Consider the following 25697-nt stretch of genomic DNA (forward strand, 5'->3'; position numbering starts at 1 on the left):
ACGGGATCAGTCGATCACGTCCGGATACAACCGTTCAAGTCGCCCCAGCGCGGCGGGATGCAGTCGAACCGTCAGATGGACCCGGCCGTCATCATCCGTCTCGCGCCCCGTCACCCGGCCGTTGGCGTAGAGCCACGCCAGCAGGTCGCCGCGATGCGGTTCGACCGTAAGCTGCGTCTCGGGGTCGTCGTCGATCAGGGCTGCGATGGTTTCGCGAAGCGCCTCGATCCCCTCGCCTGTCCACGCGGACACAGCCACCGCCGATCCCTCGCGCGCCAGACGTTCGGCCTGACCGCCCACGGTTTCCCGCGTCTCTGGTTCCAGCAGGTCGATCTTGTTCCAGACCTCAAGGATGCGGCGCGTCTTGCCTTCCGGCGTCGGGATCTGCTCCAGCACCGTCTCGACGTCCTTGGCCTGGGCGGCGCTGTCGGGCGAGGCGATGTCGCGCACGTGCAGGATCAGGTCCGCCTCGCCCACCTCCTCCAACGTGGCGCGGAAGCTCTCGACCAGTTCGTGCGGCAGGTCGGAGACAAAGCCCACGGTGTCGGCGATGATGGCCGGACGCCCCTGCGGCAGGCGGATGGTGCGCTGGGTGGTGTCCAGGGTGGCGAACAGCAGGTCCTTGGCCATCACCTCGGCCCCGGTCAGCCGGTTGAACAGCGTGGACTTCCCAGCATTGGTGTAACCGACCAGGGCGACAGACGGGAACGGGACCTGTTTGCGCGCCTTGCGGTGCAGGCCGCGCGTGCGGCGCACCTCTTCCAGTTCGGCCTTCAACCGGACGATGCGGTCGGCGATCATCCGCCGGTCCAGCTCGATCTGGGTTTCGCCGGGACCGCCGACGCCGCCCGTGCCGCCGCGTTGGCGCTCCAGGTGGGTCCAGGTGCGGACAAGGCGCGAGCGTTCGTATTCCAGCCGGGCCAGCTCGACCTGGAGGCGACCTTCACGCGTGCGGGCGCGACGGCCGAAGATCTCGAGGATCAGCCCGGTCCGGTCGATGACCTTGATGTCCCAGAACCGTTCCAGGTTGCGCTGCTGCACCGGAGTCAGCTGGTCGTCGACGACGACCGCCTCGGCGTCGGCCGCCAGGATCAGGGCCCCGATTTCTTCCAGCTTGCCTCGTCCGATCAGGGTGGCGGGCGTGACGGAGCGCAGGCGAACGATCTCCTGCGCTCGGACATCAAGATCCAGCGCCTGGGCCAGGCCCACGGCTTCTTCCAGGCGTTCGGAAGCGTGGCGCGCATTGTCGCCGCGACGGTCGGGATGGATAACGACGGCCCGGATCAGCGGGACGGCGTGGTCAATGAGTTTGGAGGTCAATCAGTCTTCTTCGGCGTCGGGCTCGTACAACTGCACGGGCGCGGACGGCATGATGGTCGAGATGGCGTGCTTATACACCAGTTGCGACTGGCCGTCCCGACGCAGAAGCACACAGAAGTTGTCGAACCAGGTCACAATGCCCTGAAGCTTGACGCCGTTCACCAGGAAGATGGTCAGCGGAGTTTTCGTCTTGCGGACGCTGTTCAGGAAGGTGTCCTGAAGGTTCTGTCGTTTGTCTTGCGACATGGCAGGTTGATCCTGTTCTTGGTCTTTTTCATCGGCAGGGAGGCCGAGGCGGACGCGCCGCCCGCGTCAGCGACCTTAGCCACCCCCTCGCCGGTGCGGCAACGCCTTAAATGGCCTCGCGGCGCGCCTGTTCCAGATAAATCTCGCGCAAACGGGTCGCCACCGGGCCGGGCTTGCCCTCGCCGATGCGGACCCCGTCCAGAGACACGATCGGCATGACGAAAGAACTGGCCGCCGTGACGAAGATTTCACGCGCGCGCTTGGCCTCCTCGACGCTGAAGGCGCGCTCTTCCAGTTCGATGCCTTCCGCCTCCACCAGCTTCAGGATCGCCGCGCGGGTGATGCCGCGCAGGATGTTGGCTTGAGTGTCGCGGGTCCGCAGCTTGCCGTTCTCGTCAACGATCCAGGCGTTGGTCGAGGAGCCCTCGGTCACCATGCCCATTTCGTCGAACAGGATAGCCTCATAGGCCCCGCGCTCGCGAGCCGCCTGTTTGGCGATGGCGTTGGGCAGCAGGCCGACGGTCTTGATGTCGCAACGGCCCCAGCGCAGGTCCGGATGCGTGACGCCTGCCGCCCCCTTGGCCGCCAGGGCTTCGCCCTTCTTCAGGTCGATCGACTTGGCGGTGATGATGACGCTGGGCGCCACGTCTGTCGGGAAGGCGTGATCGCGGGGCGCCGTGCCGCGCGTGATCTGGATATAGACGATGCCGTTGCGCACCCGGTTCCGGCGGATCGTCTCGCGCAGCACGATGCCCAGCGACTGGGCCGACATGGGAATGTCGATGCGCAGCTCGGTCAGGCTGCGCGCCAACCGGCTCAGGTGGCCCTGATAGTCAGCCAGCCTGCCGTCAAACACCGACCAAACCTCATAGACGCCATCGGCGAACTGAAACCCGCGATCCTCGATGTGAACCACGGCCTGACCGTGCGGCTGATAAACGCCGTTTACATAGGCGACCCTGGACATCAGGCGCCCTCTCCTTCTTCGTCTCCGCCGCGTGCGGGCGACACGCCCAGCGACTTAAGCTTGCGATGCAGCGCCGACCGCTCCATGCCGATGAAGGCGGCCGTGCGCGAGATGTTGCCGCCGAAGCGCATGATCTGCGCCGACAGATATTCCCGCTCGAACACCTCCCTGGCTTCACGCAGCGGCAGGGCGATGATGCGATCGGCGCTCAGCGAGGCGGGGCTGGCGGACGACGCCACCTCCTGCGGCAGCATGTCCGCCGTTATCGGCTCGTCCGCCGTCCCGGTCGCCAGGATCAGCAGGCGTTCGACATTGTTGCGCAGTTGTCGGACGTTGCCGGGCCACGGGTGGACCTGCAGCACAGCCAGGGCGTCATCGGCGATGCGGCGATGCGGCAGCCCCTGCGACGCGGAAAGGTTATCGACGAAATACTCGACCAGTTCGCTGATATCCTCGCGACGTTCGGACAGCGGCGGAACGCGAATCGGCACCACGTTCAGGCGGTGGAACAGGTCCTCGCGGAAGCGCCCTTCGCTGATCTCCAGACGCAGATCGCGCGAGGTCGAGCTGATGACCCGCACGTCGACCTGAACATCCTGCTCGCCGCCGACGCGGCGGAACCGCTGCTCGACCAGAACGCGCAGGATACGGCTCTGGCTCTCGCGGGGCATGTCGGCCACGTCGTCCAGGAACAGGGTGCCGTTATGAGCCTGTTCAAAGACGCCGATCTTGCGCGGGCGCCCATCGCCGCCTTCTTCCCCGAACAGTTCCACGTCAAGGCGCTCGGGCGTCATCCCGGCGGCCGAGATCGCTACGAACTCGGCCCTGGCGCGCGGGCTGGCGTCGTGGATCTGGCGCGCGACCAGTTCCTTGCCCGAGCCCGGGGGCCCGGCGATGAGGATGCGGCTGTTGGCGGGCGCCACCTTGGAGATGGTGCTGCGCAGCGCCTGCGCCGCTACAGACTTGCCGATCAGGCCGGTGGGCGTCAGGGTCTGGGCGCGCAGGCGACGGTTCTCGCGCTTCAGGGACGCCGCTTCCAGCGCCCGCTCGACCACCACCACCAGCCGGTCGGACTTGAACGGCTTTTCGATGAAGTCATAGGCGCCGCGCTTCAGGGCGCTGACCGCCGTTTCAATATTGCCGTGACCCGAAATCATGACGACCGGCAGGTCCTCATCCAGTTCGCGCACGACATCCAGCAATTCCAGGCCGTCCAGTCCGCCGCCCTGCATCCAGATGTCCAGGACCGCCAGCGAAGGCTTGCGCGCCTTGATGGCGGCCAGGGCCTCGTCCGAGTTGGCGGCCGTGCGGACCGCGTGGCCTTCGTCCTCCAGCAGGCCGGAAACCAGCTCGCGGATATCGGCTTCGTCGTCGACGACCAGAATGTCGGCACCGGTGCTTTTCATGACGCCTCTCTTACTCCGCCGTCCGCATCGCGCTAGACGCGCGAGCGACGGCCTTATGATCCTGGCTCAGGGGGAAGGTCAGGCACACGCGCGCGCCTGACAAGGTTTCGGCGTCGGCCAGCTTCAGCTCTCCGCCGTGGTCTTCACAAATGCGCTTGACGATGGCCAGGCCCAGGCCCGTCCCCTTCTCGCGCGTGGTCACATAGGGCTCGGTCAGCCGGTCCCGATCCTTGGCCGGCAGGCCGACGCCGTCGTCCTCGATGACGAAGGACGCGAAACCGTCCTCGACCGTCAGACGGGCGATGATGCCCAGACCGGGCTCCGTCACCCCGTCCCGCTCGCGTCGACCGGCCACCGCCTCGCCTGCGTTCTTCAGGATGTTGGCGAGGGCCTGACGCACCATGCGACCGTCAGCCTGCATCACGACGTCCGGCAGGGGCTCGATCAGATCGACGCCGATATCCCCCGCCGCAACGCGCTGGGCGAACACCGCCTCGCGCAGCATTTCGGCCGGGTTCTCGCGTGAGAAACGAGGCGCGGGCATCCGCGCGAAGGACGAGAATTCGTCCACCATCCGTCCGATATCGCCGACCTGGCGGATAATGGTCTCGGTACAGCGATCGAAGACTTCGACATCCTCGCCGACCTGCTCGCGATAGCGGCGACGCAAGCGTTCGGCCGACAGCTGGATCGGGGTCAGCGGGTTCTTGATTTCATGGGCGATGCGCCGCGCCACATCGCGCCAGGCGGCGTTGCGCTGGGCCGTGACCAGACGCGTGATATCGTCGAAGGTCAGCACCATCTCGCCGCCCTGCCCGCCTTCGATCCGGACCCGCAGGCGCAGGGCATCGCCGTTGCGGTCGATGTCGATGTCTTCTTCGATATGGGCCTCGCCGCGCTCGGACAGCTCGCCCAATTCCGGCGCCACCTCGGCCAGCCGCCGTCCCTGCACATGCTCGGCGTCCAGCCCCAACAGATAGCTGGCGCTGTCGTTGATGGCCGAGATGCGGCGCTTGCGATCCAGACCGATGACGCCCGCGCTGACGCCCGACAGCACGGTTTCAATGAACAGGCTTCGGGCCTGAGCCTCGTCGGACGCGGTCTTCAAGGCGGCCTGCTGGGTCTTGATGTCCTGCGTCATGCGGTTGAACGCTTCGGACAGGACGATCAGCTCTGCCGGCGCCTCGGCATTGTCGACCCTTGCGTCCAGATCGCCGCCGGCGACCTGGTCGGCCGCCCGGACCAATCGCCCGATCGGCGCCGAAATCGAACTGGCCGCCGACATGGCTAGCCACACCGCGCCGACCAGCACCAGCAGGGCCGTCTCGAGATAGCTAAGGGCGAAAGCCGCCTGGATGCGGGCGCGGCTTTCCTCGGCCTCGCGATAGGCGGTGATGGATTCCTCGCCGTTGCGCATCCGCTGGATCAGGCCCGGCGCCAACGGGCGCACGACGTAGAGATAGGCGTCGCCATAGTCAGGCAGCGGATAGAGGGCGCGAACCGTGTCGGGGTTCTCCGTCACCGTCGTGGGGGCCACCTCGCCGCCCGCGACCGTCTCCAAGGCTTCGCGGGGCGGCGCGACATAAGGCGGGGCCCCGGGCCGCTCGCCACTGGCTAGCACGCGGCCGTTCTCGTCCAAGATATAAAGCGCCGGATAGCCGAAGAAGTCGCCGATCTGAGCCAGGGCGCGGGAAAACTGGATACGGTTGTCGAACAGGCCCCGCACCCCGCCCAGTTCGGTGGACATGGTCTCCATGTCCGCCTCAAGTCCGCTGCCGACGTCGGCGACATAGGCCCGGCCGATCTCGGCCCCGTTCCTGACCGCCGACTGGACATTGGCGCTGAACCACTGATCGACGCCGCGGTTGACCAGGACCCCGAACACCAGGGCGATCAGAACGGCGGGCACGACCGAAACCAGCGAGAACAGGGTCACAAAGCGCAGATGCAGCCGCGCGCCCGGGTTGTAGCGGTTACGGAACAGGCGCAGCACCCGACCGCCGATCACAAAGGCCAGTCCGAAGATCAGGACCAGATTGGCCAGCAAGATGAACAGCACGGCCTGACTGGCCGCTGAGCGCGCATCTCCGCCGACGGTCGCGCCGGGCGCGATGGCGACCAGCCAGATCGCCGCCGCCGTGACGATGAAGGCGATCGCATAGGCTGTGCCGAACAGGGCGCGCGCCCGACCGCCAGCCAACCGCCCCCAGAGCGAAAGCTCCGAGTTGTGGTGATCAGCCGGGGCGGCGGGGTTCGACATCAAGCGATAGCTTCAACCACCTGTGGCTTATTTTCAACAGCCAAGTTGCGAGAATGCTTCACATCAAGCCACAGCGCCGTCAGCGCCTCCTCGACCTCCTCTGGCGTCTCCAGCCGGCAAAGACGCGCCTTGGCCGCTCGTCGCTCGGTTGGATCGGCCGGCCAGGGCGCCTGTTCGATGTACCAGCCCAGATGTTTGCGGAACATCTTCAGCCCCAGCGGCAGGCCGTAGAAGTCAGCCGACGCCCGCAGATGCCGGATGACGATCGCCAGCCGTTCCTCCCGATCCGGCTCGCGCAGTTGCGTCCCGTCGATCAGGGCGCGCTCCAGATGCGCGGCCAGCCACGGCCGCCCATAGACGCCTCGACCCAGCATCAGGGCGTCGGCGCCGGATCGCGCCAAGGCCTCGCGCGCCTGTTCAGCGGTGATGATGTCGCCGTTGACGATGACGGGAACGCCTACCGCCTGCTTCACCTCGGCTACCGCGTCCCAGTCGGCGATCCCGGTGTAGAACTGCTTGCGGGTGCGGCCGTGCACCGTCACCGCCGCCACGCCCAGCCCCTCGGCCCGACGCGCCAGATCGGCGGCGTTCAGACTGTTGTCGTCCCAGCCGAGCCGCATCTTGACCGTCACCGGCCGACTGACGGCTTGTACGACCGCCTCCATGATCCGCGCCGCCTGATCCGGCGTCCGCATCAGGGCCGAGCCGCAGGCGGCGCCGGTGACTTCCTTCGCCGGACAGCCGAAGTTCAGATCGATGATGTCGGCGCCGGCCTTCTGCGCCATACGCGCGCCCTCGGCCATCGCCTCGGCGTCGCCGCCGACCAGCTGGATCACCGTCAGCGGCAGGCCCCCGCCGACGGCGGCGCGCCGCACCACGTCCGGCCGCGCGCGCGCCAACTCGGCCGCCGCCACCATTTCGGTCGCCACGTAAGAGGCGCCCAGCTGCGAGGCCAGCACCCGGAACGGCAGGTCCGTGATCCCGGTCATAGGCGCCATCAGCACCCGCCCGTCGATCCTTACGTCCCCAATTTGCAGGCCAGTCTTCATACGGCTCCCTTAGCACCGAAGGCGCCCCCTCTCGTCAAGCGGAACCGGGACGCCTAGAAGGCCGTCATGGGATTCTCAGCGATTGTCGTCGCCGCCGGTTCGGGTTCGCGGGCCGGAGGCGCCAAGCAGTGGCGCGTCGTCGCCGGACGCCCGGTCATCGCCTGGTCGGTCGAGGCTTTGCTGAAGGCCGGCGCGCGTGAGGTCGTGGTGGTGATCGCCGCCGACGCCGCGCCGATGGCTCAGACGGCTCTGGCCGCGCTGTCCGGCTGGCGCGCCGTGCCCGGCGGCGCGACCCGGGCCGCCTCGGTTCAGGCCGGCCTGTCGGCGCTGACGGCGGATGACGCCGAGCCCGTGCTGATCCACGACGCCGCCCGGCCGTTCCTGAGCGCCGACATCATAGAGGCGCTGCTGCAGGGCCTTAAGGACGCCGACGGCGCCCTGCCCGCCCTTGCCGTCGCCGACAGCCTGCGTCGCGCCGAGGATGATTTCATTGTCGGCGGCGTCGATCGCGACAACCTCTGGCGCGCCCAGACGCCGCAGGCCTTCCGCCTGAAGACCATCCGCGACGCCTATGCCGCATGGCCGAACAATGAGACGGCGACCGACGAAGCCGCCGTGGTCGAGCGCGCCGGCGGCCGCGTCCGCTTGATCCCCGGCGATCCCCGCCTTTTGAAACTGACCTACCCTGAGGACTTCGCCATGGCCGAGGCGCTCGCCGCTCCCCGCACTGTCGTTCGCATCGGACAGGGCTTCGATGTCCATCGCTGGGGCCCCGGTTCGTCGGTCTGGCTGTGCGGGGTCGAGATTCCGCACGACCAGACCCTGATCGGCCATTCGGACGCCGATGCGGGCCTGCACGCCCTGACCGACGCTATTCTTGGCGCGATCGCCGACGGCGACATCGGCGACCATTTCCCGCCCAGCGACCCGCAATGGAAGGGCGCCGCCTCGGACCGTTTCCTGGTCTATGCGGCCGAGCGGGTGGCGGCGCGCGGCGGGCGCATCGTCAACGTGGACGTCACCCTGATCTGCGAGCAGCCCAAGGTGAAGCCTCATCGACAGGCGATGCGCGAGCGCCTGGCGGATCTGCTGAACTTGCCGCTGGACGCCGTCAGCGTGAAAGCGACCACCAGCGAGGGCCTTGGCTTAACGGGACGCGGCGAAGGTCTGGCGGCCCAGGCCGCCGCCTCGGTCGAACTGCCCGGCTAAGGCTTCAGACGCGCGCCAGTCCGGCGGCGGCTCGCTCAAGCAGGGTCAGCGCTGTGTCGTCGGGCCTCAACTGGGCCACCCCTACGTCCAGTTCCACGACGAATGGAGGGCGATCCTTGCCGGCGTCGAAGGCGGTGCAGGCGATGACGGCCGCGATCCGCTCAGCCGTGACGCGGGCCGAGGCTTCGTCGGCGGCGGGCAAGGCCAGTGCGAACGTCTCGCTCGACAGGCGCGCAGCGGTGTCCTCGACCCTCACCAGGCGCGACACCATGGCGCCGACCTGGGGCATGGCCTTCTCCAGCCAACCGCCCGCCCGCAGCTCGCCCAACTGCTGACGTTCCGCGACGCGCAGAACGCCCACAGACAAATGCCGCGAGCGCAGTCGGGCGCCGTCCGCCAGTCGGGCCAGATGCGAGGCGAAGAGGTCGCGGCTGAACAGCCCCGTCGCCGCGTCCATCAGTTCGCTGCTACGCACCGCATCCAGCGCCCGGCGCAGTCCCTGCTGGCGGCGATGGTTGCGCGCCAGCGCGACAATGCGGGCTGCGGCGTCTTCTTCCGGCGTGGTCGGATCGGCGACGTCGGCGAACCCCCGCCGGTAAAGGTCGCCCAGGGCCTCCCCCGCCTCCTCGTCCCGCAGGTAGAGCGTCAGCGGGATATGATAGAGACGCGTGTTGCGGCGCATTCCCGCAGCGATCGCCAAGGCCGGCGCGTGAGAGCGATCGCCCCACAGCACGGCGCCGTCGAACGCGCGCTCATGCAGATAGTCAAACGCAGTATATGGCGTCGGCGCCGCCACCACCTCAGCCCCCAACGCCACCAGGGCGTTAGAAAGCGCCAGGAAGCGACGATCTGCAGCACCAGCCGTCAGGATGTTCAGCGGCGCCGATTCCATGTCAGGCGCCGCCAGGTTGACGCCGTGCTGGCTGAACGTGGCCTGGCGCAGAACGAATTCTTCCTCCGCCACCGCCGCACGGGTCATCTGCTCCAGACGCATGGCCGCCTGAGCGGGGTGCGGAGCCTTGGACAGCGTCAGATCGCAGCCGTTGAGACCGGCCCCGCTCGGCGCGCCGACGCCGAGAATGGTCAGATAGCGCGCGTCGGTCGCGGATCGCAGCCGCGCGATCGCCGAGGCGTCCAGCAGCGACGTATCGACCACGGCGGCGTCAATCGTCAGGTCGTCCAGCGCCAGGACAGCCGCATCGAGATCGCGCGCGGTCAGGGTTCGCCAACCCAGTTGATCCAGGCCTTCGCACAGAGAATCCAGGGAGTCGTCAGCGCCGGCGACGACCAGCACGCGCGGATTGGGATGCAAGCAAGGATCTCCTGGCTTCGACCGGCCGCCCCCGCCGCCGTATCCGAGCCTTGGGGCATGATACCGGCGCAGCGGCCGCCCGCAATGGGCAAGGCGACATATCGCCGGGCGACGGATCAGGGGTTCCAACTTCATGCCGAATGGGGTTAATCCCCCCGCTTGTTCGACGACGAGGCCTTGGATTGACCCAGCCCTTACCGCTCGCGGACCTGCCCGTGCACATGGCGCGCCTCGCAGGCCGCGCCTTCGCCAGAAGCTGGGGCCGGGACGTCATGCTCTACACCGGCGGGGTTTCCTTTTTCGCCCTGCTGGCCCTGTTCCCGGCCATCGCCATCCTGATCGGCTTCTATAAGGCCGTCCTGACGATAGGACAGGTGAGCGAGCAGGCGGCGGCGCTGGCGGACGTCATCCCCTCGGCCGCGCGCACCCTGTTCCTGAACGAGATCGACCGCCTGGCCAATACTTCGGCGCGGACCGTGTCGCTGCAGAGCGCGATCGCCCTGGTGATCGGCGCCTACGCCGCGCATCGGGGCTTCAAGGCCTTGCTGGCGGGGCTGAACCTGATCCACGACGAGACCAAGCCGCTGGGCTTTTTCAAGTTCAACCTGCTGGCCTTCCTGGTCGCGCTTGCGGCCTTCGTGCTGTTCACCGTGGTGTCGGGCGCCGTCGTCACCTCGCGCTTGATGGAGCACGCCTATGTCGACCAACCAGGCGGCTGGATGACCCTGCCGCTCGATGGCTTGTGGCCCGCTCTCGGGCTGTGGCTGGGGCTGACCATGCTCTATCGATACGCCATGGCGCACGCCAAGCGCGTCGCCTGGAAGGCCGCCGTCATCGGCGGCCTGGTCGCCACGGTCATGTCCAGCTTCTTCTCGTGGCTGTGCACCATCTATGTCGAGCAGATCGTACATCTGGGCGCGACCTACGGCTCGGTCGGCGCCGTGGTGGTGCTGCTGATCTGGCTATCGTGGAACGTGAACGCCGTCTTCTATGGCGGCGCCTTCGCCACGGAACTGGAGATCGACTGGGAAAAGCGCGCCGCCCTGCCCCCGCCCGAGGCCTATCCCGATACGGTTGTCAGCCTGTCCGAGCGTCGCCGCTCTCGACAGTGATCTGAAGCACGCCGTCCGACTCTTCGATCCCAATGACCTGACCGCCCAACTCCTGCATCAGGAAGGGTACGTCGATCCGCGCCATCGGATCGGTCGCCAGCAACGTCCATTGCTCGCCCGCGCGGGCTCCCTCCATCGCCTTGCATAGCCTCAGGCTGGGCACGGGACATTTATGACCGCGCGCGTCGACGACGATCGGGTCGCTCATCCCGCCACGGCGTCGTGCAACAGGCCCAAGGCCACGCGCACGCTTTCCAACCGCACTTGGTCCCGCCCGATGGCGCCGAAGCGCTTTTCAACATGGGCGACGGACCCGTCGGCCCGCGCGATGGCGAAGTGAACCAGGCCGACCGGCTTATCATCCGAGCCGCCGCCTGGCCCGGCGATGCCGGTGACCGACACCGCGACCTGGGCCCGCGAGCGCGCCTTCGCTCCCTCGGCCATGGCCCGCGCCGTCGGTTCCGACACCGCCCCGAAACGCGCCAGCACGTCCTGCGGCACGCCCACCATCTCCATCTTGGCCTCGTTGCTATAGGTGACGAAGCCCCGATCCACGACGGCCGAAGACCCCGCGATCGCCGTCAGGGCGCCCGCCACCAGCCCGCCGGTGCAGCTTTCGGCCGTAGCGATCATCAGACCAGCCTTGATCGCATGGCCGATCACCTTTCCAGCGGTCGCCTCGATATCCTGCGGCAACATGGGAATTCGCTCCATCCTCGAGTCGTCCTAGCCTCGACCTGCGGAATCACCCGCTCGAGGTCAAAAGCAGCGCATGACCGAACACGTCCTGTCCCCGGCGCATCGCAGGATCGACGCGATAACACCTGCCGCCTTCGCCGTCGCCATCTTCACCTCGGCCAGCCTGGTTTTCCTGGTTCAGCCGATGGCGACAAAGCTGGTGCTGCCGTTGCTGGGCGGATCGCCGTCGGTGTGGAACACCGCCATGGTCTTCTTCCAGGCGGCGCTGCTGGCGGGCTATCTCTACGCCCACCTGCTGCAACGGATACCGTCGGTCCGGTGGCAGGCCGTGACGCATCTGGCGCTGTTGACGGCGGCGGCCGTTTTCCTGCCGCTGAGCATTACTGAGGCGTTGGGGGATCCTGATCCAGCCGCCCCGATCGGCTGGCTGCTGGGAGCTCTGTTGCTATCGGTCGGCGCGCCCTTCGCCATACTGTCAGCCACCGCGCCGCTGCTGCAGGCCTGGTATGCGCGCGCTCGCGTCGGTCGCCCCGACGGAGCCAACCCCTATGTGCTGTACGCCGCCTCCAACCTCGGCAGCTTTCTGGCGCTTCTGGCTTATCCGGTCCTGATCGAGCCGCTGGCGTCCCTGTCCGGGCAAAGGATCGGCTGGACGGTGGGATACGGCGTCTTCGCCGCCATGATCGTGGTGCTGGCGGTCCTCCTGCCGCGCGGTCTGGGCGCCGCGCGCACCGCCGCCTCGGACGAGCGTAGCCCGCCAATCCCCTGGACGCGCAAGATTATCCTGATCCTGCTGGCCGCTACGCCCTCCAGCCTGATGCTGGGGGTGACTGCGCACCTTTCGACAGACGTGGCTTCGGCCCCCTTCCTGTGGGTCGCGCCGCTGGCGCTCTACCTGCTGACCTTCGTCATCGCCTTCCAGACGCGGCCGTGGATTCCTCTGTCCGTCAGCCTGATCCTGCAGGCGACCTTCACCGTGATGATCGGCGCCATGGTCGGCATGACGACAGGGCATTGGCTGATGCTGCTGGGGGCGCACCTGGCCGCCTTCTTCTTCACGACCCTGATGTGCCACCAGCAGTTGGCCGCCCGACGCCCGGCGCCGGACCGGCTGACCGAGTTCTACCTGTTGATGTCGCTGGGCGGGGTGCTGGGCGGGGCATTCACAGCCTTGCTGGCGCCGACGCTGTTCGAGACCGTGCTCGAATATCCGCTGGTCATGGTGCTGGTCTGTCTGGCGCGGCCGTGGCTGGGAGGACGTCCCGCCAAACATGAAGTCTGGCTGATGACGGCGGGCCTGACGATCGCCGTATCTGTACCGCTGCTGTTCGAGATGATGCGCTATGATGCATCGTTGCGCACAGTGTTCAGCGACTTCGGCCTGACTGCAACGGCGCAGATCATCCTCGGCGGCGCCGCCATCTGCGCCTTCCTGATCCGCGATCGCGTGCTGATGTTCACGGCTGTCGTCGCCGCCATGACGCTGTCGGCCCACTACATCGGCCGCGGTTACGACTGGAGCCTGTCCGAGCGCAGCTTCTTCGGCGTCATGCGTGTGGCAGTCACGCCCGACCCCAAGATGGGCGGCGACGTTCACGTGCTGATGCACGGCACGACCCTGCACGGCGCCCAGGCGCGCAACCCCGACTTCGCCTGCGCCCCGACCATGTACTATGCCGAGACCACGCCTCTCGGGCAGGCGGCCGAACTGATCCAGGCCCGCGGCCCGGGCGCCGTTATCGGCGTGGTGGGTCAGGGCTCGGGCGCAATGGCGGCCTATAAGCGCGCCTCGGATCAGATGACCTTCTTCGAGATCGATCCGATGGTCGACCGGCTGTCGCGCGATCCAAAGTGGTTCACCTTCATCTCGAACTGCGCTCAAGGCCCGGTCCGCACCGTCCTGGGCGATGCGCGGTTGACGCTGAACAAGGAAGCTCCCCGCTCCTACGATCTGCTGGTCATCGACGCCTTCTCATCCGACGCGGTGCCGACCCATCTGCTAACGCGCGAGGCGATCGAGGGCTATCTCAAGCTCCTGAAGCCGACGGGCGTCGTGGTGCTGCACCTGTCCAATCGCAACCTGGAGATCACCCTGCCCGCCGTCGCCGCCGCGCGCGAACTCGGCGCCACCGAACTGCACCAGATCTACATCGAGCACCCCGACGCCGCCCTGATGGCCGAAGCGTCGACAGAGGCCCTGGTCATCTCGCCTACGCCCGACGGTCTGGCCGACTTCAAGGCCGACGGTCGCTGGCGCAAGCTGGAGCCGACCGAAGTGCGCCCCTGGACCGACGACTACGTCAATCTGTTCGGCGCCCTTGTGCGCAGCATGAGGGGGCGCGCGGGCTAGGCCGCACCCGCCACCCGCGCCAGATCGGCGGTGATGCGCTCGGCGACCCTCAGACGGTCGTCGGGCGTGGGCCATTCGCCCTTCACTACGATCTTCTGGTCCGGCCGGATCTTCCAGAAGGCGTGGTTCTTCTGGATCAGACCCACCAAGCCCATCGGGTTGGGGAAGGTGTTGTTGCGCAGCGTCAGCACCGCGCCCTTGGGCCCGATGTCGATCTTCTCGATGCAGGCCGTCCGGCAGTTGGCCTTGACGCCGACGATCCGCAAGAGTTGCTGCGCCTCGTCCGGCAGCGGGCCGAACCGGTCGATCAGCTCGGCCGCGAGCGCCTCGCGATCCTCCATATTCTCCGCGTCCGACAGGCGACGATAAAGGCTGAGGCGAAGGTTGAGGTCCGGGACGTAATCCTCTGGAATCAATACAGCCGCGCCGACATTGATCGAGGGCGACCAGCCGCGATCCGGCGCCGCCTCGCCCTGCTCGCGCAGTTCGGCGACGGCGTCTTCCAACATCTGCTGATACAGTTCGACGCCCACCTCGCGGATGTGGCCCGACTGTTCGTCGCCCAGCAGATTGCCGCCGCCGCGCTGGTCCAGATCGTGGCTGGCCAGTTGGAAGCCCGCGCCTAGGTTGTCCAGAGACTGCAGCACCTGCAGCCGCCGCTCGGCCGACAGGCTCAGCGGCTTGGTCGGATCGGTCGTCAGATAGGCGAAGGCCCGCGCCTTGGAACGGCCGATGCGGCCCCGGATCTGATGCAGTTGGGCCAGACCGAACATGTCAGCACGGTGCACGATCAGGGTGTTGGCCGTCGGAATGTCGATGCCGCTCTCGACGATGGTGGTCGAGACCAGCACGTCATACTCCCCGTCATAGAAGGCGCTCATCACCTCCTCCAGTTGGGTCGGGCTCATCTGGCCGTGGCCGACGACGAACTTCACCTCTGGCACCTGTTCGCGCAGGAATCGCTCGATGTCCGGCAGGTCCTTCAGGCGCGGCGCGACGTAATAGGCCTGGCCGCCGCGATACTTCTCGCGCAGCAGGGCCTCGCGCACCAGCACCGGATCCCATGGCGTCACATAGGTCCGCACCGCCAGGCGGTCGACCGGCGGGGTGGCGATGATCGACATCTCGCGGATGCCCGACAGCGCCATCTGCAGGGTGCGCGGGATCGGCGTGGCCGTCAGGGTTAGCAGGTGAACATCGGCCCGCAGGGACTTCAGCTTCTCCTTGTGCTTCACGCCGAAGTGCTGCTCCTCATCGACGATGACGAGGCCGAGGTCCTTGAAGCCGACCTGATCGGCCAGCACGGCGTGGGTTCCGACGACGATCTCGAAGCTGCCGTCCTTCAGGCCGGCGCGCGTCTCGTTGGCGTCCTTGGCCGTGACCATGCGCGACAGGTGACGCACCTTGATCGGCCAACCGGCGAAGCGTTCGCTGAAGGTCTTGAAGTGCTGGCGGGCCAGCAGCGTCGTCGGACAGACAATGGCGACCTGTTGCCCCGTCATGGCGACGACGAAGGCTGCGCGCAGGGCGACCTCCGTCTTGCCGAAGCCGACGTCGCCGCAGATCAGACGATCCATCGGCGTGCCCTTGCCCAGGTCTTCCAGCACGTCGCCGATGGCGTTCAGTTGGTCGTCCGTCTCCTCGTAAGGGAAGCGGGCGCAGAACTCGTCGAACAGACCGGCGGGCGGCGTGATTGCGTCGGACACCCGCAGCGCGCGCTTGGCGGCCAGGGCGATCAGTCCTTCGGCCATGGCGCGCAGGCGTTCCTTGGCCTTGGCCTTGCGCGCCTGCCAGCCCGCGCCGCCCAGACGGTCCAGCTGAACCCCTTCGGCGTCTGTGCCGTAGCGCGTCAGAAGGTCAATGTTTTCAACCGGCAGGTACAGCTTGCTCTCACCGGCGTAGAGGAGTTCCAGGCAATCGTGCGGCGCCTCTTGGATCTCCAGCGTGCGCAGGCCCTCGTAGCGGCCGATGCCGTGATCCAGGTGGACGACCAGATCGCCCGCCGTCAGAGCCGAGGCCTCGGCCAGGAAGTTGGACGCCCGCCGCTTGCGTTTCGGCCGCGCCAGCCGGTCGCCCAGGATGTCGGTCTCGGAGATGACGGCCAGGTCGTCGGTCACGAAGCCGTGCTCGACCGGCAGCACCGCGCGCAGATAGACCCCCTCGGGCGCCACTTGCACGTCGTCCCAGTCGCGCACCGCCACGACGTGCGTCAGGCCGTGATCGCCCAGCATGGCGGCCAGACGCTCGGCCGAACCTTCGGACCAGGAGGCGAACAGAACGCGCTTGCCCTGCGCCTTCAGCGCCTCGGCGTGCTGGGCCACGGCGGCGAACAGGTTGACGCTGTCCTGCGACCGTTCGGCGGCGAAGCTGCGGCCCAGACGGCCGCCTGCGTCCTCGCCCGAACCGGCGGCCAGCGGCGACAGACGACGCACGGCGCGACCCGCCAGGGCGCTGTTCCAGTCGCCCTCGTCCAGATAAAGCCGCGCGGGCGGCAGGGCGCGATAGGCGGCCCCGCCCTTGCCGCGCGCCGCCTCCTTGCGCGCCTCATAGGCGTCGACGGTCAGGTTCCAGCGCTCTGCGCGCGCCTGCTCCGTCTGGCTGTCTAGGAAAACCGGCGCCGCGTCTGGCAGATAATCGAACAGCGTATCCAGCCGGTCGTAGAAGAGGGGCAACCAGTGCTCGACGCCCTGACGGCGCGCGCCCTCGCTGACGGCGGCGTACATCGGCTCGTCGCCGGGCGCGCCGAACAGGTTTAGATAGCCGCTGCGGAACCGCGAGATAGCGTCGGCGTCCAGCAGCACCTCCGACACCGGCGACAGGGAAACCGCCTTCAGCTGGCGCGTTGAGCGCTGGGTCTCGGGATCGAAGGCGCGGATCGATTCCAGTTCCGAACCGAACATGTCGAGGCGGACCGGCTCGTCGAAGCCTGGCGGGAAGACGTCGATCACCCCGCCGCGAATGGCGTATTCGCCACGCTCAGACACAGTCGAGGCCCGCATATAGCCGTTAGTCGAAACGTAGCGTTCCAGAGCAGCCGTATCGAGATCGGCGCCGACCTTGGCCGCGAACCCCGCGCCGGTCACGGCGCTGCGCGGCGGCGTGCGCTGGGCGGCGGCGGCGACAGTGGCGACCACCAGCAGCGGCGTCCTGTCCGCCGGATCGCGCGCCGCCAGCCGGGTCAGCGTCGCCATGCGCTGAGCGGCGACCGAAGCCGTTGGGCTCAGCCGGTCGTAAGGCAGGCAGTCCCAAGACGGATATTCAAGAACTTCAACATCCTTGTCGAAAAAACGAAACGCCTGAATGAAGTTTCCCGTACGCTGATAATCGCGCGCCACGAACAGGGCGGTCCCGCCCTGCGCCTTGATGCGATCAGCGACGATCAGGGCGTCTAGTCCCTCAGGCGCGCCGCCCAGCTCCATGTCGGCCCGCGCCGGCGAGCCGTCCATCAGCCGATGCCCTTGGCGACTTCGGCCGCCACGTGCTCGCGCATGAAGGCGCGGATGCGGGCGATCATCGGTCCGTCGAACTCAGGCGGGGTCGGTTCGCGCTCGATGATCCAGGCGTAGAGGTATTGATCCTCTTCATCCAGCAGGGTCTCGAGTTCGGTCAATTCGTCGTCGTTCAGCGTCGGCGCGACCTGGTCGGTGAACGGCCCCAGCACCATGTCGGCCTCGCGAAAGCCCCGGCGCCAGGCGCGGAAGGACAGGCGCCCCAGGCGCGTCTTGCGGTCGTCGGTGTTCTGGGCGTCCTCAGGACGTGCGTCGATATCGGCCACGCTGTTTCCTTGCCTGTCCGTTCACTTCGGTAAGAGGCGGATCAGATAGCGTTCCAGACGCCGCTGCGCCAGCTATGCTGCACCATCATGAGGCCCGAGATTCTCTTTCCCCTGTTCGCGGACGTCACCACGCTGAAAGGCGTGGGGCCGCGCAGCGCGCCCCTAGTGCAGAAGGTGGCGGGTCCGCTGGTGCGCGACGTGCTGTTCCTGTCGCCCAGCGGCGTGATCCAGCGGCGCCGCACCACGGCGATGGAGGCCGTCGATGGCGAGATCGGCGTTTTCGAGGTCGTGATCGACCGCCTGATTCCACCGCACAAGCCCGGGGCGCCGATCAAGGTGCGCGCTATCGACGAGACGGGCTTCATCCATCTGATCTGGTTCGCCGGGTCGCCGCGCCATATTGAGAGCCTCGCTCCGCGCGGGTCCCGGCGTCTGGTGACGGGCAAGGTCGAGCGCTTCAACAGCGAAGTTCAAATCGCCCACCCCGACTACATCCTGCCGGTCGAGAAGGCGGATGAGATTCCGTTGTCCGAACCCGTCTATCCAGCGACGCAGGGGCTGACCTCGCGCCAGATTCGCAAGCTGGCGCAGGGGGCGTTGGCCCTCGCGCCCGAGCTTCCCGAGTGGCAGGAACCGAACTGGCTTGCGGCGCGGCGTTGGGTCGGCTGGCGCGCGGCGCTGGAGACCCTGCACGCCCCGACGAACGAGGCCGACCTGACGCCGGACGCCCCGGTGCGCCAGCGTCTGGCCTATGACGAACTGTTCGCGCACCAGTTGGCCCTGGCGCGCCGCCGTCGCGCCCGCCAGATCACGCCCGCCGCCCGCATCGCGCCGGGCGAAGTCTCCGCCCGCCTGCTGGCCGCCCTGCCCTTCGCCCTGACCAGCGCACAGGAACAGGCCGTCGCCGAAATCCGCGCCGATCTGGCTTCCGGCGAACAGATGGGGCGGCTGCTGCAGGGCGATGTGGGTTCCGGCAAGACAGCCGTCGCGGCGCTGGCTTTGGCCGACGCGGCCAGCAGCGGCTTTCAGGCCGCACTAATGGCGCCGACCGAGATTCTAGCGCGCCAGCACCATGACAAGCTCTCGCCCCTGCTGGATCAGGCGGGCGTGTCCAGCCTGTTGCTGACAGGCCGCGACACCCCGGCCGAACGGCGCGGTAAGCTGGCCGCGCTCGCCTCCGGCGAGGCTCAGGTCGCCATCGGCACCCACGCCCTGTTTCAGGATGCGGTGCAGTTCCACCGGCTGGCGCTGGCCGTCATCGATGAACAGCACCGCTTCGGCGTGCGCGAGCGTCAGCGTTTGCAGGCCAAGGGCGACCCGCGCCTGGGCGGCGTCCACCTGCTGACCATGTCGGCGACGCCCATCCCCCGCACGCTGGAGCTGACGCAGTACGGCGAGCTGGAGGTAAGCCGCCTGATGGAGAAGCCGCCGGGCCGCACGCCTGTCACCACGGCCGTCCTGCCGCTGGCGCGTATCGGCGAGGTGGCGAAACGGTTGAAGGCGGCGGTCGAGGCGGGCGCTCAGGCCTACTGGATCTGTCCTCTGGTGGCCGAATCCGAAGCCATCGACCTGGCCGCCGCCGAGGATCGGGCCAACGACCTGCGCAAACTGCTGGGAACCGAGGTCGGCCTGGCCCACGGCCAGATGCCGGGGGCCGAGCGCGAGGCGGTTATGGCTGCGTTCGCGGCGGGCCGCCTGCCCGTCCTCGTCGCCACGACCGTGGTCGAGGTCGGCGTCGACGTGCCCAACGCCTCCATCATGGTGATCGAGCACGCTGACCGTTTCGGTCTGGCGCAGCTTCACCAGTTGCGCGGGCGCGTGGGGCGCGGCGCCAAGGCCAGTTCCTGCATCCTGCTGTATGGCGGCGAGGACGGCGCGCTGGGCGAGACAGCCAAGGAGCGGCTGGAGACCCTGCGCCGCACCGAGGACGGCTTCGTCATCGCCGAAGAGGACTTCCGTCTGCGCGGTGGCGGCGACCCGCTGGGCCTGAAGCAGAGCGGCTTCCCGGCCTATCGCTTCGCCGACCCGATCCGGCACCGCTCCCTGCTGCTGGCGGCGGCCGATGACGCGCGCCTGCTGCTAGGCCGCGATCCCGACCTGACCAGCGAGCGCGGCCAGGCCGTGCGCCTGCTGGAAGCCCTGTTCGACTGGAAAAACGAACGCCCCTCAGCGGACTGAGGGGCGTCGAAAAAAACTCGGCGATGTCCGAGCGATCAGCCCGCGCTGCGGGCGATGCGCTCGACTTCCTTGCGCACCTGGGCCTCGACGATGGCCGGCAGATTGGCGTCCAGCCAGTCCTTCAACATCGGGCGCAACATCTCGCGGACCATGGCCTCAACGGTGTTGCCGCTCATGAAGGGCATGTCGCCCGTGGCGGCGACAGGCGCCGGTTCCGGCTTCTGGAAGCTGGCGGCCAGGCCGGCGAAGGCCGAGGCGGCGCTGGCGGCGGCGCTTTCGCCGACCAGGGCGTCCGTCTCAGGCGCGGCGGCGACGGGCGCAGGCTCAGGTGCGACGACAGGGGCCTCGACCGGGAAGGGTGCTGCGTCGGCGACTTCCAGATCGCCGATGGCCTCAGCAGCCGGGGCCTCATAAGGCTCGGTCAGCTCAAGAACGTCTTCCTCGGCGGCCGCGATCGGAGCGGGCTCTGGTTCGGGCGCAGGGGCAGGTTCCGGCTCAGGCGCAGCGGCGGTCTCCGCCGGGGCGTCGTCTTCAGAAATAATCCGGCGAATCGACGCCAGGATTTCTTCCATCGTGGGTTCCTGAGCGGACTGGTCGGTCATGTCGGAGCCTTAAACCTCGGTGCTCGATCTCGGTGATCACCCGCTGAACCGGAAAGGGCGCAGGGCGAACGGGCGCGGCCGATACAGACTCGCCTCGCCCCTGCCCTGTCGTCGCATCAACCTCGGCCGGAATCAACGAACGTTTTCATCCGTCCGCGCGGGCGAGGCCTCAGCCTTGCGGCGCCGTGCGAACGACTTCGCCCTTCAACTGGCGGTCGACTGGCGCGTCTTCGGCGTCAGCAGCGGGCGTCACAGCCGGCGCAGCGACCCGGTCCAGCGTCTCCAGCAGGCCGTCCCACGGCAGAGCGCCGCGATTGCGGATGGCGTTGTAGTTGTCGGCCGGATCGTAGGCGTCGATAGCCGGGTCCAGGTTGGGCCCGCCCAGCCGCCCCATCGCCGCCAGCAGCTGAGCCTGAGCCACATATTCATTGCGGCGCGCGCTGGCCAGGGCGACCTCGGCGCTGCGCAGTTCCAGTTCGGCGTTCAGCACGTCCAGAGTGGTGCGCAGGCCGACCTGCGCTTCCTGGCGCACGCCCTCAGCGGCGACCGACGCGGCGCGGACGGCCTCCTGACCGGCGGCGACGCTGGACCTCGCCGAGGCGCTTTGAGCATAGGCCGAGCTGACCGCTTGCAGCACGGTGCGGCGCTGGCCCTCGACGTTGATCTGGGCGGCGTTGGCGCGCTCAAGAGCCTGCGCGACGCGCGACCGGTTCAGCCCGCCCGTGAACAGCGGCACCGAGACCGAAGCCCCTGCGGTGAAGCTGGTGCGGTCCGTCAAATCAAAGCCGGACAGGTCGTTGGCCGCACCGCCGTAGGAGGCCGTCAGGCGCGCCGAAGGCAGATATTCCGATCGCGCGGCGGCCACGTTCGCCTCAGCCGCCTGCTGGGCGTAGAGGGCGGCCAGAACGCCGGGGTTCTCAGCCAGGCCCACATCCATCGCCGCATCGAAATCCGACGGCAGACCCGGCAGGATCGGCAAGGCCTGAAGGTTGGACGGCGCCTGCCCCACCACGGCGGCGTAGGCCGCGCGCGAGACGGATAACTGCGCCTGAGCGCCGGCCAGGTCGGATTCGGATTGCGCCAGACGGGCTTCTGACTGGGCCACGTCGGTGCGGGTGATCTCGCCCACTTCAAAACGGGCGTTCGATTCGTCCAGCTGGCGACGCAGGACCTGGAGGTTCTCCTGGCGGATACGCAGGATCTCCAGATCGCGCACGACATCGGTATAGGCCTGGACAACCGAAGTCATCACCTGCTGCTCGACCTGACGCAGGTTTTCACGACCCGCCATGACGTTGGCCTCCGCAGCCGAAATGCCGTGCGACACCCGGCCCGCCGTCCAGATGTTCTGGCTCAGGCTGACGCTGGCGCTGGCGCCGTCGCTTTCGATCGTGCCGCCGCTGGTGGTGGTGCTGCCCGGCAGCGTGCCCGTGGCGTCCGGCACGCCGTCGCCGTTCGTATCGATCGTGATGGTCTGGCCGGGAATGGTCGTGGTCACGCGATCCGTGCGGGTGCGGCTGTAATCCACGCCCGCAGAGGCGTTGATGGTCGGCCGCAGCCCGGCGCGCGCCTGAACAATGGATTCGTCCAGGGCGCGTTGATTGGCGCGTTGGGCCAGCAGGGACGGATTGGTCCGATAGGCCAGACCGATCGCTTCCTGGAGCGACTCGGCCAGAACCGGCGTCGCCCCCATCGTCAGTGCGACCAGAGCGACCGAAGCGAGCGCGCGCGAGCGTTTCAACATGAACCTGTCCCTGCCTGACGCCCCCGTTCGGCGCGCCTGTAGTGCCTTCTAACGGCGTAGTTGGCGGCTAGCCTCGCCCGACGCCAGTTAAGTTTTTTTCACGCAGCGCGATGCCTGTTCCGTCGCGAAGCAGGCGTTAAAGCGCAAACGCCGGCGCCGGCGTCATTTCCGGCAGCAGGTCAGGCGCCGCATCGAACAGTTCGCGGCGCGACACGCCTTCACGGCCGCGCACATAAAGAACCGCCGCGCCGCTGGCGCCGTCGCGCTCCACCACGGCCAGACGGCCGCCGGGACGCAGGGCCGCGATCCAGGAATCGGGACGCTCGATCACCGCGCCTTCGCTGACGATCAGGTCATAACCTTCACCCTGCGGCTGGCTCAGCGGCGCGACCGCCGTCTCGACGCCGGCCTCGGCCAGGGCCGCGCCGACCACGTCGAACACGGCCGCATCTGATTCCTGAGCCGTCACCTGCAGGCCCATCTGCGCCAGCACGGCGGCCGCATAGGGGGCGGCGATGGCCAGCGCCTTCTCGCCCGAACGGGCGTCTAGCCCCTGCAGCAGCTTGGCCACATCGCGCGGCAGCATCAGGCGGCGACCGTTCACGATCTCCGGCTCGACGTCGGCATAGGCCGAGAAGGCGCGGTCAGGGGCGCAGAATCGCTCGCGCTGCACAGCGCCGATGGCGGCGTGCAGTTGGCGGTCGGTGACGTCGTTCACGCGGACTTGCGAGTCCAGCATCACCTTGCGGGCGGCGGCGAAATCCATAATCCGAAGTCCTTCAGGTCGGCTTAGGCGAAGAAATGTGACGCGCTTATAGGTCCGTGCGTTGCAGCGGACAATCCGATCTGATAGCTGACGGCCCTCGCGATGGCGGGGCCTCTGGAAACGGGGGCCACGGCCTGATGGCGGAGTGGTGACGCAGAGGACTGCAAATCCTTGCACCCGGGTTCGATTCCCGGTCAGGCCTCCATCGCGATGAAACATCGAGAAAGCCGTCCCTCGGGGCGGCTTTCTTGTTTTCAGCCTTCAGCCAACTTCGCCGTCGTGATGTGATGCAAGGCCACGGCGCTGGTGGCCGCCACGTTCAGCGAATCGAATCCTCCCGCCATGCGGATGCCGACGGGGCGGCAGCGCGCGATGATCTCCCCCGGCAAGCCCGGCCCCTCGCTGCCCAACAGAATCGCAGTGCGTGGCGCGGGCGCCAGCTCGGCCAGCGCCTGATCCGCCGACGGCGTCAGAGCCAGAACCTCAAATCCTCTACCCTGCAGCAGATCGACCATGGCCTCAGCGTCCAGTCCCGTCGCCATGGGCGTGCGCAGGACCGCGCCGACCGAAACCCGGATCGCCTTGCGGTAAAACGGATCGCAACAGGTCCGATCCAGCAGCACCGCCCCGGCTCCGAAGGCGGCGGCGTTACGAAACAGCCCGCCCATATTGTCGTGATTGCCGATTCCGCACGCCATCACGACCACGGCCCGCTCCGGCAGTCGATCCAGTAGAGCGCCCGGCTCGACCGGGTCCGGCTTGCGGCCTAGGGCGAGGACGCCCCGGTGCAGATCAAACCCCGCCACCGCGTTCAGAACCGCTTGAGGCGCCACATGGACGGGCACGTCGGACGGAAGACGCTCCAGCACCTCTCTCAGCCCCTCCAGCCGCTTCTCGGCGATCAGCACTGACACAGGCGCGCACAGCGACGCCCTGGACGCCAGGACGCGCAGAACCACCTCTCCCTCGGCGACGAACAGCCCCTGCCGCCCGGTCAGGTCGCGCTCTTTCACATCGCGAAAGGCGGCGACGCGGGGATCATCAGGATCGAAAACAGTGATCGGAGTCATGCTGACCCTTGTAGCGCAGGGCTTTGCGAAAAAATTTGGCGATTTCTGCGTTTTACCCGTTGCATGAATCGAAAAGGCGCTGCTATACGCCGGCCTCCCCCGAGGGGATGTTCCGCGGTAGCTCAGTGGTAGAGCAGCCGACTGTTAATCGGCTGGTCGTAGGTTCGAATCCTACCCGCGGAGCCACTCGGGGGATTGAAATCCCAAAACAATCTCACGACGAGACCGCAGCGCTCAAATGACGCCGCCGCCCCGTCTCCATGGATCCCCCTCCCTCCTCACCCCGCAACGCCGGTTGCGGTGACGAATCGCTGTTGGAGCCCGTGCTATAGGCGCTGCTTAGGACGACTCCGCTCCTCCCGAGGGACCTCATGGCGCGACAACCCAGGATCTCGGCCAGACTGTCCGCAGCCAACCTCGTCCATCTCGGGGCGCCTCGCCTGGCGGACCTGCTGATCGAGGCCGGCGCCGGGAACGCCAATCTCAAGCGCCGCCTTCGTCTTGAACTGGCGGCCGAGGCCGGTCCCGACCTCCTCGCCCTTGAGATCGACAAGCGCATCGCCGCCGTCTCCGTCGCCCGCACGCGTGTATCCTGGCGCAAGCGCGGCGAACTGATCGATGATCTGAACACGCACCGCGACATGATCGTGGAGCGCCTGGCGCCCGAGGCCCCGGGCGAGGCGCTCGCCGTCCTCATTCGCTGGTTCGACCTCTATCCTGGCCTGGCCGCCCGCGTGAAGGACACCAAGGGGGAACTGCCCGCCGCCTTCGAGGCCGCCGCGCCGGATCTCTTCGCTCTTGCCGAGACCGTAGACGATCATGCATTGCGCGACCTGATCGACGCTCTGGGCCGACGTCCGCAGGATTACGCGCGCTGGGTCTTAGCCGCCGGCGAGGCCCTCGGCCCGCTTACGGCGCGTCGGCTGCTGGCCAGTCTGGACGCTTCGGCCACGAAAACCCCGTCGGGCCGCAACCTGCTTCGCCGCCTGGCGGACAAGGCGGAGGACCTCGACCTCTGGCTCTCGCTCGTCACGCCGGAGCAGGCCGGGTCGCCCGACATCGCCGCCGACATCGCCCGCCGTCTCCTCGCCGCGGGACGCGTTGCGGAAGCCCGCGCCGCCCTTGAAGGCGCCCTCACCCCTTCACCGCTCAACCGTCGCTGGACCTTCGGCCACAATCCGACGGACGGCGCCCCGCGCCTGACCCCGGCCTGGGAAGCCGCATCCATCGACGTGCTCGACGCCGAAGGACACCGCCAGGAGGCCCAGGATCTGCGCTGGAGCCTGTTCGAGCGCGACCGGTCGGCGCCCGTTCTTCGCGATTACCTTTCGCGACTGCCCGACTTCGATGATGTCGAAGCGCTGGACCGGGCGTTCGCCTACGCCGCGGCTCATCCGGACTTCGAGGCGGCCATGCGGCTGCTGATGGATTGGCCCGCCCACAGGGAGGCCGCGGCGCTCGTTCTGGCGCGTCCCCGTGAAGCCCGGCTGCCCCGACCACAGTCAGGCGACTGGAAGGCGCGCCTGGCCCAGCGTTATCCCGAGGCCGCCGAAGTCCTCACAAACCAGTCGCCTTCCCCGTCCCTGAAGAAGCTCCGGCGGCCCTCGGGCCATTGAGAATAGCCGGCAGAAA

Annotated in this window: 20 protein-coding genes and 2 tRNA genes; 7 read left to right on the forward strand and 15 right to left on the reverse strand. The window is 67.8% G+C overall.

Features of this window, described 5'->3' with window-relative positions:
* Positions 1-6: 6 nt before the first annotated feature.
* The 6 genes from hflX to dusB all read right to left on the reverse strand — a co-directional run bounded on the left by hflX (position 7) and on the right by dusB (position 7248).
* On the reverse strand, positions 7-1320 hold the full coding sequence (gene hflX / locus ACLBV5_RS02175) for a GTPase HflX (protein ID WP_447604683.1): 1314 nt from the start codon (positions 1318-1320) through the stop codon (positions 7-9).
* Positions 1321-1566: an RNA chaperone Hfq gene (gene hfq, locus ACLBV5_RS02180; RefSeq protein WP_003164861.1), complete on the reverse strand. Its 246-nt coding sequence runs from the start codon at positions 1564-1566 to the stop codon at positions 1321-1323.
* 106 nt (positions 1567-1672) lie between these two features.
* Entirely contained in the window at positions 1673-2533 is an 861-nt protein-coding gene (locus tag ACLBV5_RS02185; RefSeq protein WP_447604684.1) for a D-amino-acid transaminase, read from the reverse strand.
* Positions 2533-3939: a nitrogen assimilation response regulator NtrX gene (gene ntrX, locus ACLBV5_RS02190; protein ID WP_025976988.1), complete on the reverse strand. Its 1407-nt coding sequence runs from the start codon at positions 3937-3939 to the stop codon at positions 2533-2535. The genes ACLBV5_RS02185 and ntrX overlap by 1 nt, the downstream gene beginning before the upstream one ends.
* Before the next feature lie 10 nt (positions 3940-3949).
* Positions 3950-6199: an ATP-binding protein gene (locus tag ACLBV5_RS02195; protein WP_447604685.1), complete on the reverse strand. Its 2250-nt coding sequence runs from the start codon at positions 6197-6199 to the stop codon at positions 3950-3952.
* Positions 6199-7248, reverse strand: coding sequence for a tRNA dihydrouridine synthase DusB (gene dusB, locus ACLBV5_RS02200; RefSeq protein WP_134580722.1), 1050 nt, complete (start codon positions 7246-7248; stop codon positions 6199-6201). The genes ACLBV5_RS02195 and dusB overlap by 1 nt, the downstream gene beginning before the upstream one ends.
* A gap of 66 nt (positions 7249-7314) precedes the next feature.
* Between dusB and ACLBV5_RS02205 the strand changes: the two genes are divergently transcribed.
* Entirely contained in the window at positions 7315-8457 is a 1143-nt protein-coding gene (locus tag ACLBV5_RS02205; protein ID WP_447604686.1) for a bifunctional 2-C-methyl-D-erythritol 4-phosphate cytidylyltransferase/2-C-methyl-D-erythritol 2,4-cyclodiphosphate synthase, read from the forward strand.
* Positions 8458-8461: 4 nt separating this feature from the next.
* On the opposite strand, the gene ACLBV5_RS02210 is transcribed toward ACLBV5_RS02205, so the two are convergent.
* On the reverse strand, positions 8462-9769 hold the full coding sequence (locus ACLBV5_RS02210; protein ID WP_447604687.1) for a diguanylate cyclase domain-containing protein: 1308 nt from the start codon (positions 9767-9769) through the stop codon (positions 8462-8464).
* A gap of 221 nt (positions 9770-9990) precedes the next feature.
* On the opposite strand from ACLBV5_RS02210, the gene ACLBV5_RS02215 reads away from it, so the two are divergent.
* A complete protein-coding gene (locus tag ACLBV5_RS02215; RefSeq protein WP_447604688.1) occupies positions 9991-10881 on the forward strand; it encodes a YihY/virulence factor BrkB family protein in 891 nt (296 codons plus the stop codon).
* Here ACLBV5_RS02215 and ACLBV5_RS02220 read toward each other — a convergent pair.
* Both ACLBV5_RS02220 and ACLBV5_RS02225 read right to left on the reverse strand, forming a co-directional pair.
* On the reverse strand, positions 10847-11089 hold the full coding sequence (locus ACLBV5_RS02220; protein WP_278068913.1) for a sulfurtransferase TusA family protein: 243 nt from the start codon (positions 11087-11089) through the stop codon (positions 10847-10849). The genes ACLBV5_RS02215 and ACLBV5_RS02220 overlap by 35 nt on opposite strands.
* Positions 11086-11580 (reverse strand): CinA family protein, encoded by a 495-nt coding sequence (locus ACLBV5_RS02225; protein ID WP_447604689.1) that lies wholly within the window; start codon positions 11578-11580, stop codon positions 11086-11088. Before ACLBV5_RS02225 ends, ACLBV5_RS02220 begins: the two co-directional genes overlap by 4 nt.
* Positions 11581-11653: 73 nt before the next feature.
* On the opposite strand from ACLBV5_RS02225, the gene ACLBV5_RS02230 reads away from it, so the two are divergent.
* Entirely contained in the window at positions 11654-13930 is a 2277-nt protein-coding gene (locus tag ACLBV5_RS02230) for a fused MFS/spermidine synthase (RefSeq protein WP_447604690.1), read from the forward strand.
* On the opposite strand, the gene mfd is transcribed toward ACLBV5_RS02230, so the two are convergent.
* Both mfd and ACLBV5_RS02240 read right to left on the reverse strand, forming a co-directional pair.
* Positions 13927-17376 (reverse strand): transcription-repair coupling factor, encoded by a 3450-nt coding sequence (gene mfd / locus ACLBV5_RS02235; RefSeq protein ID WP_447604691.1) that lies wholly within the window; start codon positions 17374-17376, stop codon positions 13927-13929. The two genes, ACLBV5_RS02230 and mfd, sit on opposite strands and share 4 nt — an antisense overlap.
* A complete protein-coding gene (locus ACLBV5_RS02240; protein ID WP_024352864.1) occupies positions 17376-17705 on the reverse strand; it encodes an FAD assembly factor SdhE in 330 nt (109 codons plus the stop codon). The genes mfd and ACLBV5_RS02240 overlap by 1 nt, the downstream gene beginning before the upstream one ends.
* Positions 17706-17792: 87 nt before the next feature.
* Between ACLBV5_RS02240 and recG the strand changes: the two genes are divergently transcribed.
* Entirely contained in the window at positions 17793-19883 is a 2091-nt protein-coding gene (gene recG / locus ACLBV5_RS02245) for an ATP-dependent DNA helicase RecG (protein WP_447604692.1), read from the forward strand.
* A gap of 35 nt (positions 19884-19918) precedes the next feature.
* Here recG and ACLBV5_RS02250 read toward each other — a convergent pair whose 3' ends face one another.
* The 3 genes from ACLBV5_RS02250 to ACLBV5_RS02260 all read right to left on the reverse strand — a co-directional run bounded on the left by ACLBV5_RS02250 (position 19919) and on the right by ACLBV5_RS02260 (position 22995).
* Positions 19919-20485 (reverse strand): DUF2497 domain-containing protein, encoded by a 567-nt coding sequence (locus ACLBV5_RS02250; RefSeq protein ID WP_253121613.1) that lies wholly within the window; start codon positions 20483-20485, stop codon positions 19919-19921.
* A gap of 169 nt (positions 20486-20654) precedes the next feature.
* Positions 20655-22229, reverse strand: coding sequence for a TolC family outer membrane protein (locus ACLBV5_RS02255; RefSeq protein WP_313632451.1), 1575 nt, complete (start codon positions 22227-22229; stop codon positions 20655-20657).
* A 136-nt stretch (positions 22230-22365) separates the two neighbouring features.
* Complete coding sequence (locus tag ACLBV5_RS02260) at positions 22366-22995, reverse strand: protein-L-isoaspartate O-methyltransferase family protein (RefSeq protein WP_278068905.1); 630 nt, start codon at positions 22993-22995, stop codon at positions 22366-22368.
* A gap of 131 nt (positions 22996-23126) precedes the next feature.
* On the opposite strand from ACLBV5_RS02260, the gene ACLBV5_RS02265 reads away from it, so the two are divergent.
* Positions 23127-23200 (forward strand) — tRNA-Cys (locus tag ACLBV5_RS02265).
* A 49-nt stretch (positions 23201-23249) separates the two neighbouring features.
* On the opposite strand, the gene ACLBV5_RS02270 is transcribed toward ACLBV5_RS02265, so the two are convergent.
* On the reverse strand, positions 23250-24065 hold the full coding sequence (locus tag ACLBV5_RS02270) for a TrmH family RNA methyltransferase (RefSeq protein WP_303683224.1): 816 nt from the start codon (positions 24063-24065) through the stop codon (positions 23250-23252).
* A gap of 111 nt (positions 24066-24176) precedes the next feature.
* On the opposite strand from ACLBV5_RS02270, the gene ACLBV5_RS02275 reads away from it, so the two are divergent.
* Both ACLBV5_RS02275 and ACLBV5_RS02280 read left to right on the forward strand, forming a co-directional pair.
* Positions 24177-24251 (forward strand) — tRNA-Asn (locus ACLBV5_RS02275).
* Positions 24252-24436: 185 nt separating this feature from the next.
* A complete protein-coding gene (locus ACLBV5_RS02280) occupies positions 24437-25681 on the forward strand; it encodes a DUF6880 family protein (protein ID WP_447604693.1) in 1245 nt (414 codons plus the stop codon).
* The last annotated feature ends 16 nt before the right edge of the window (positions 25682-25697 follow it).

It is taken from the genome of Brevundimonas sp. M1A4_2e, assembly GCF_053345555.1.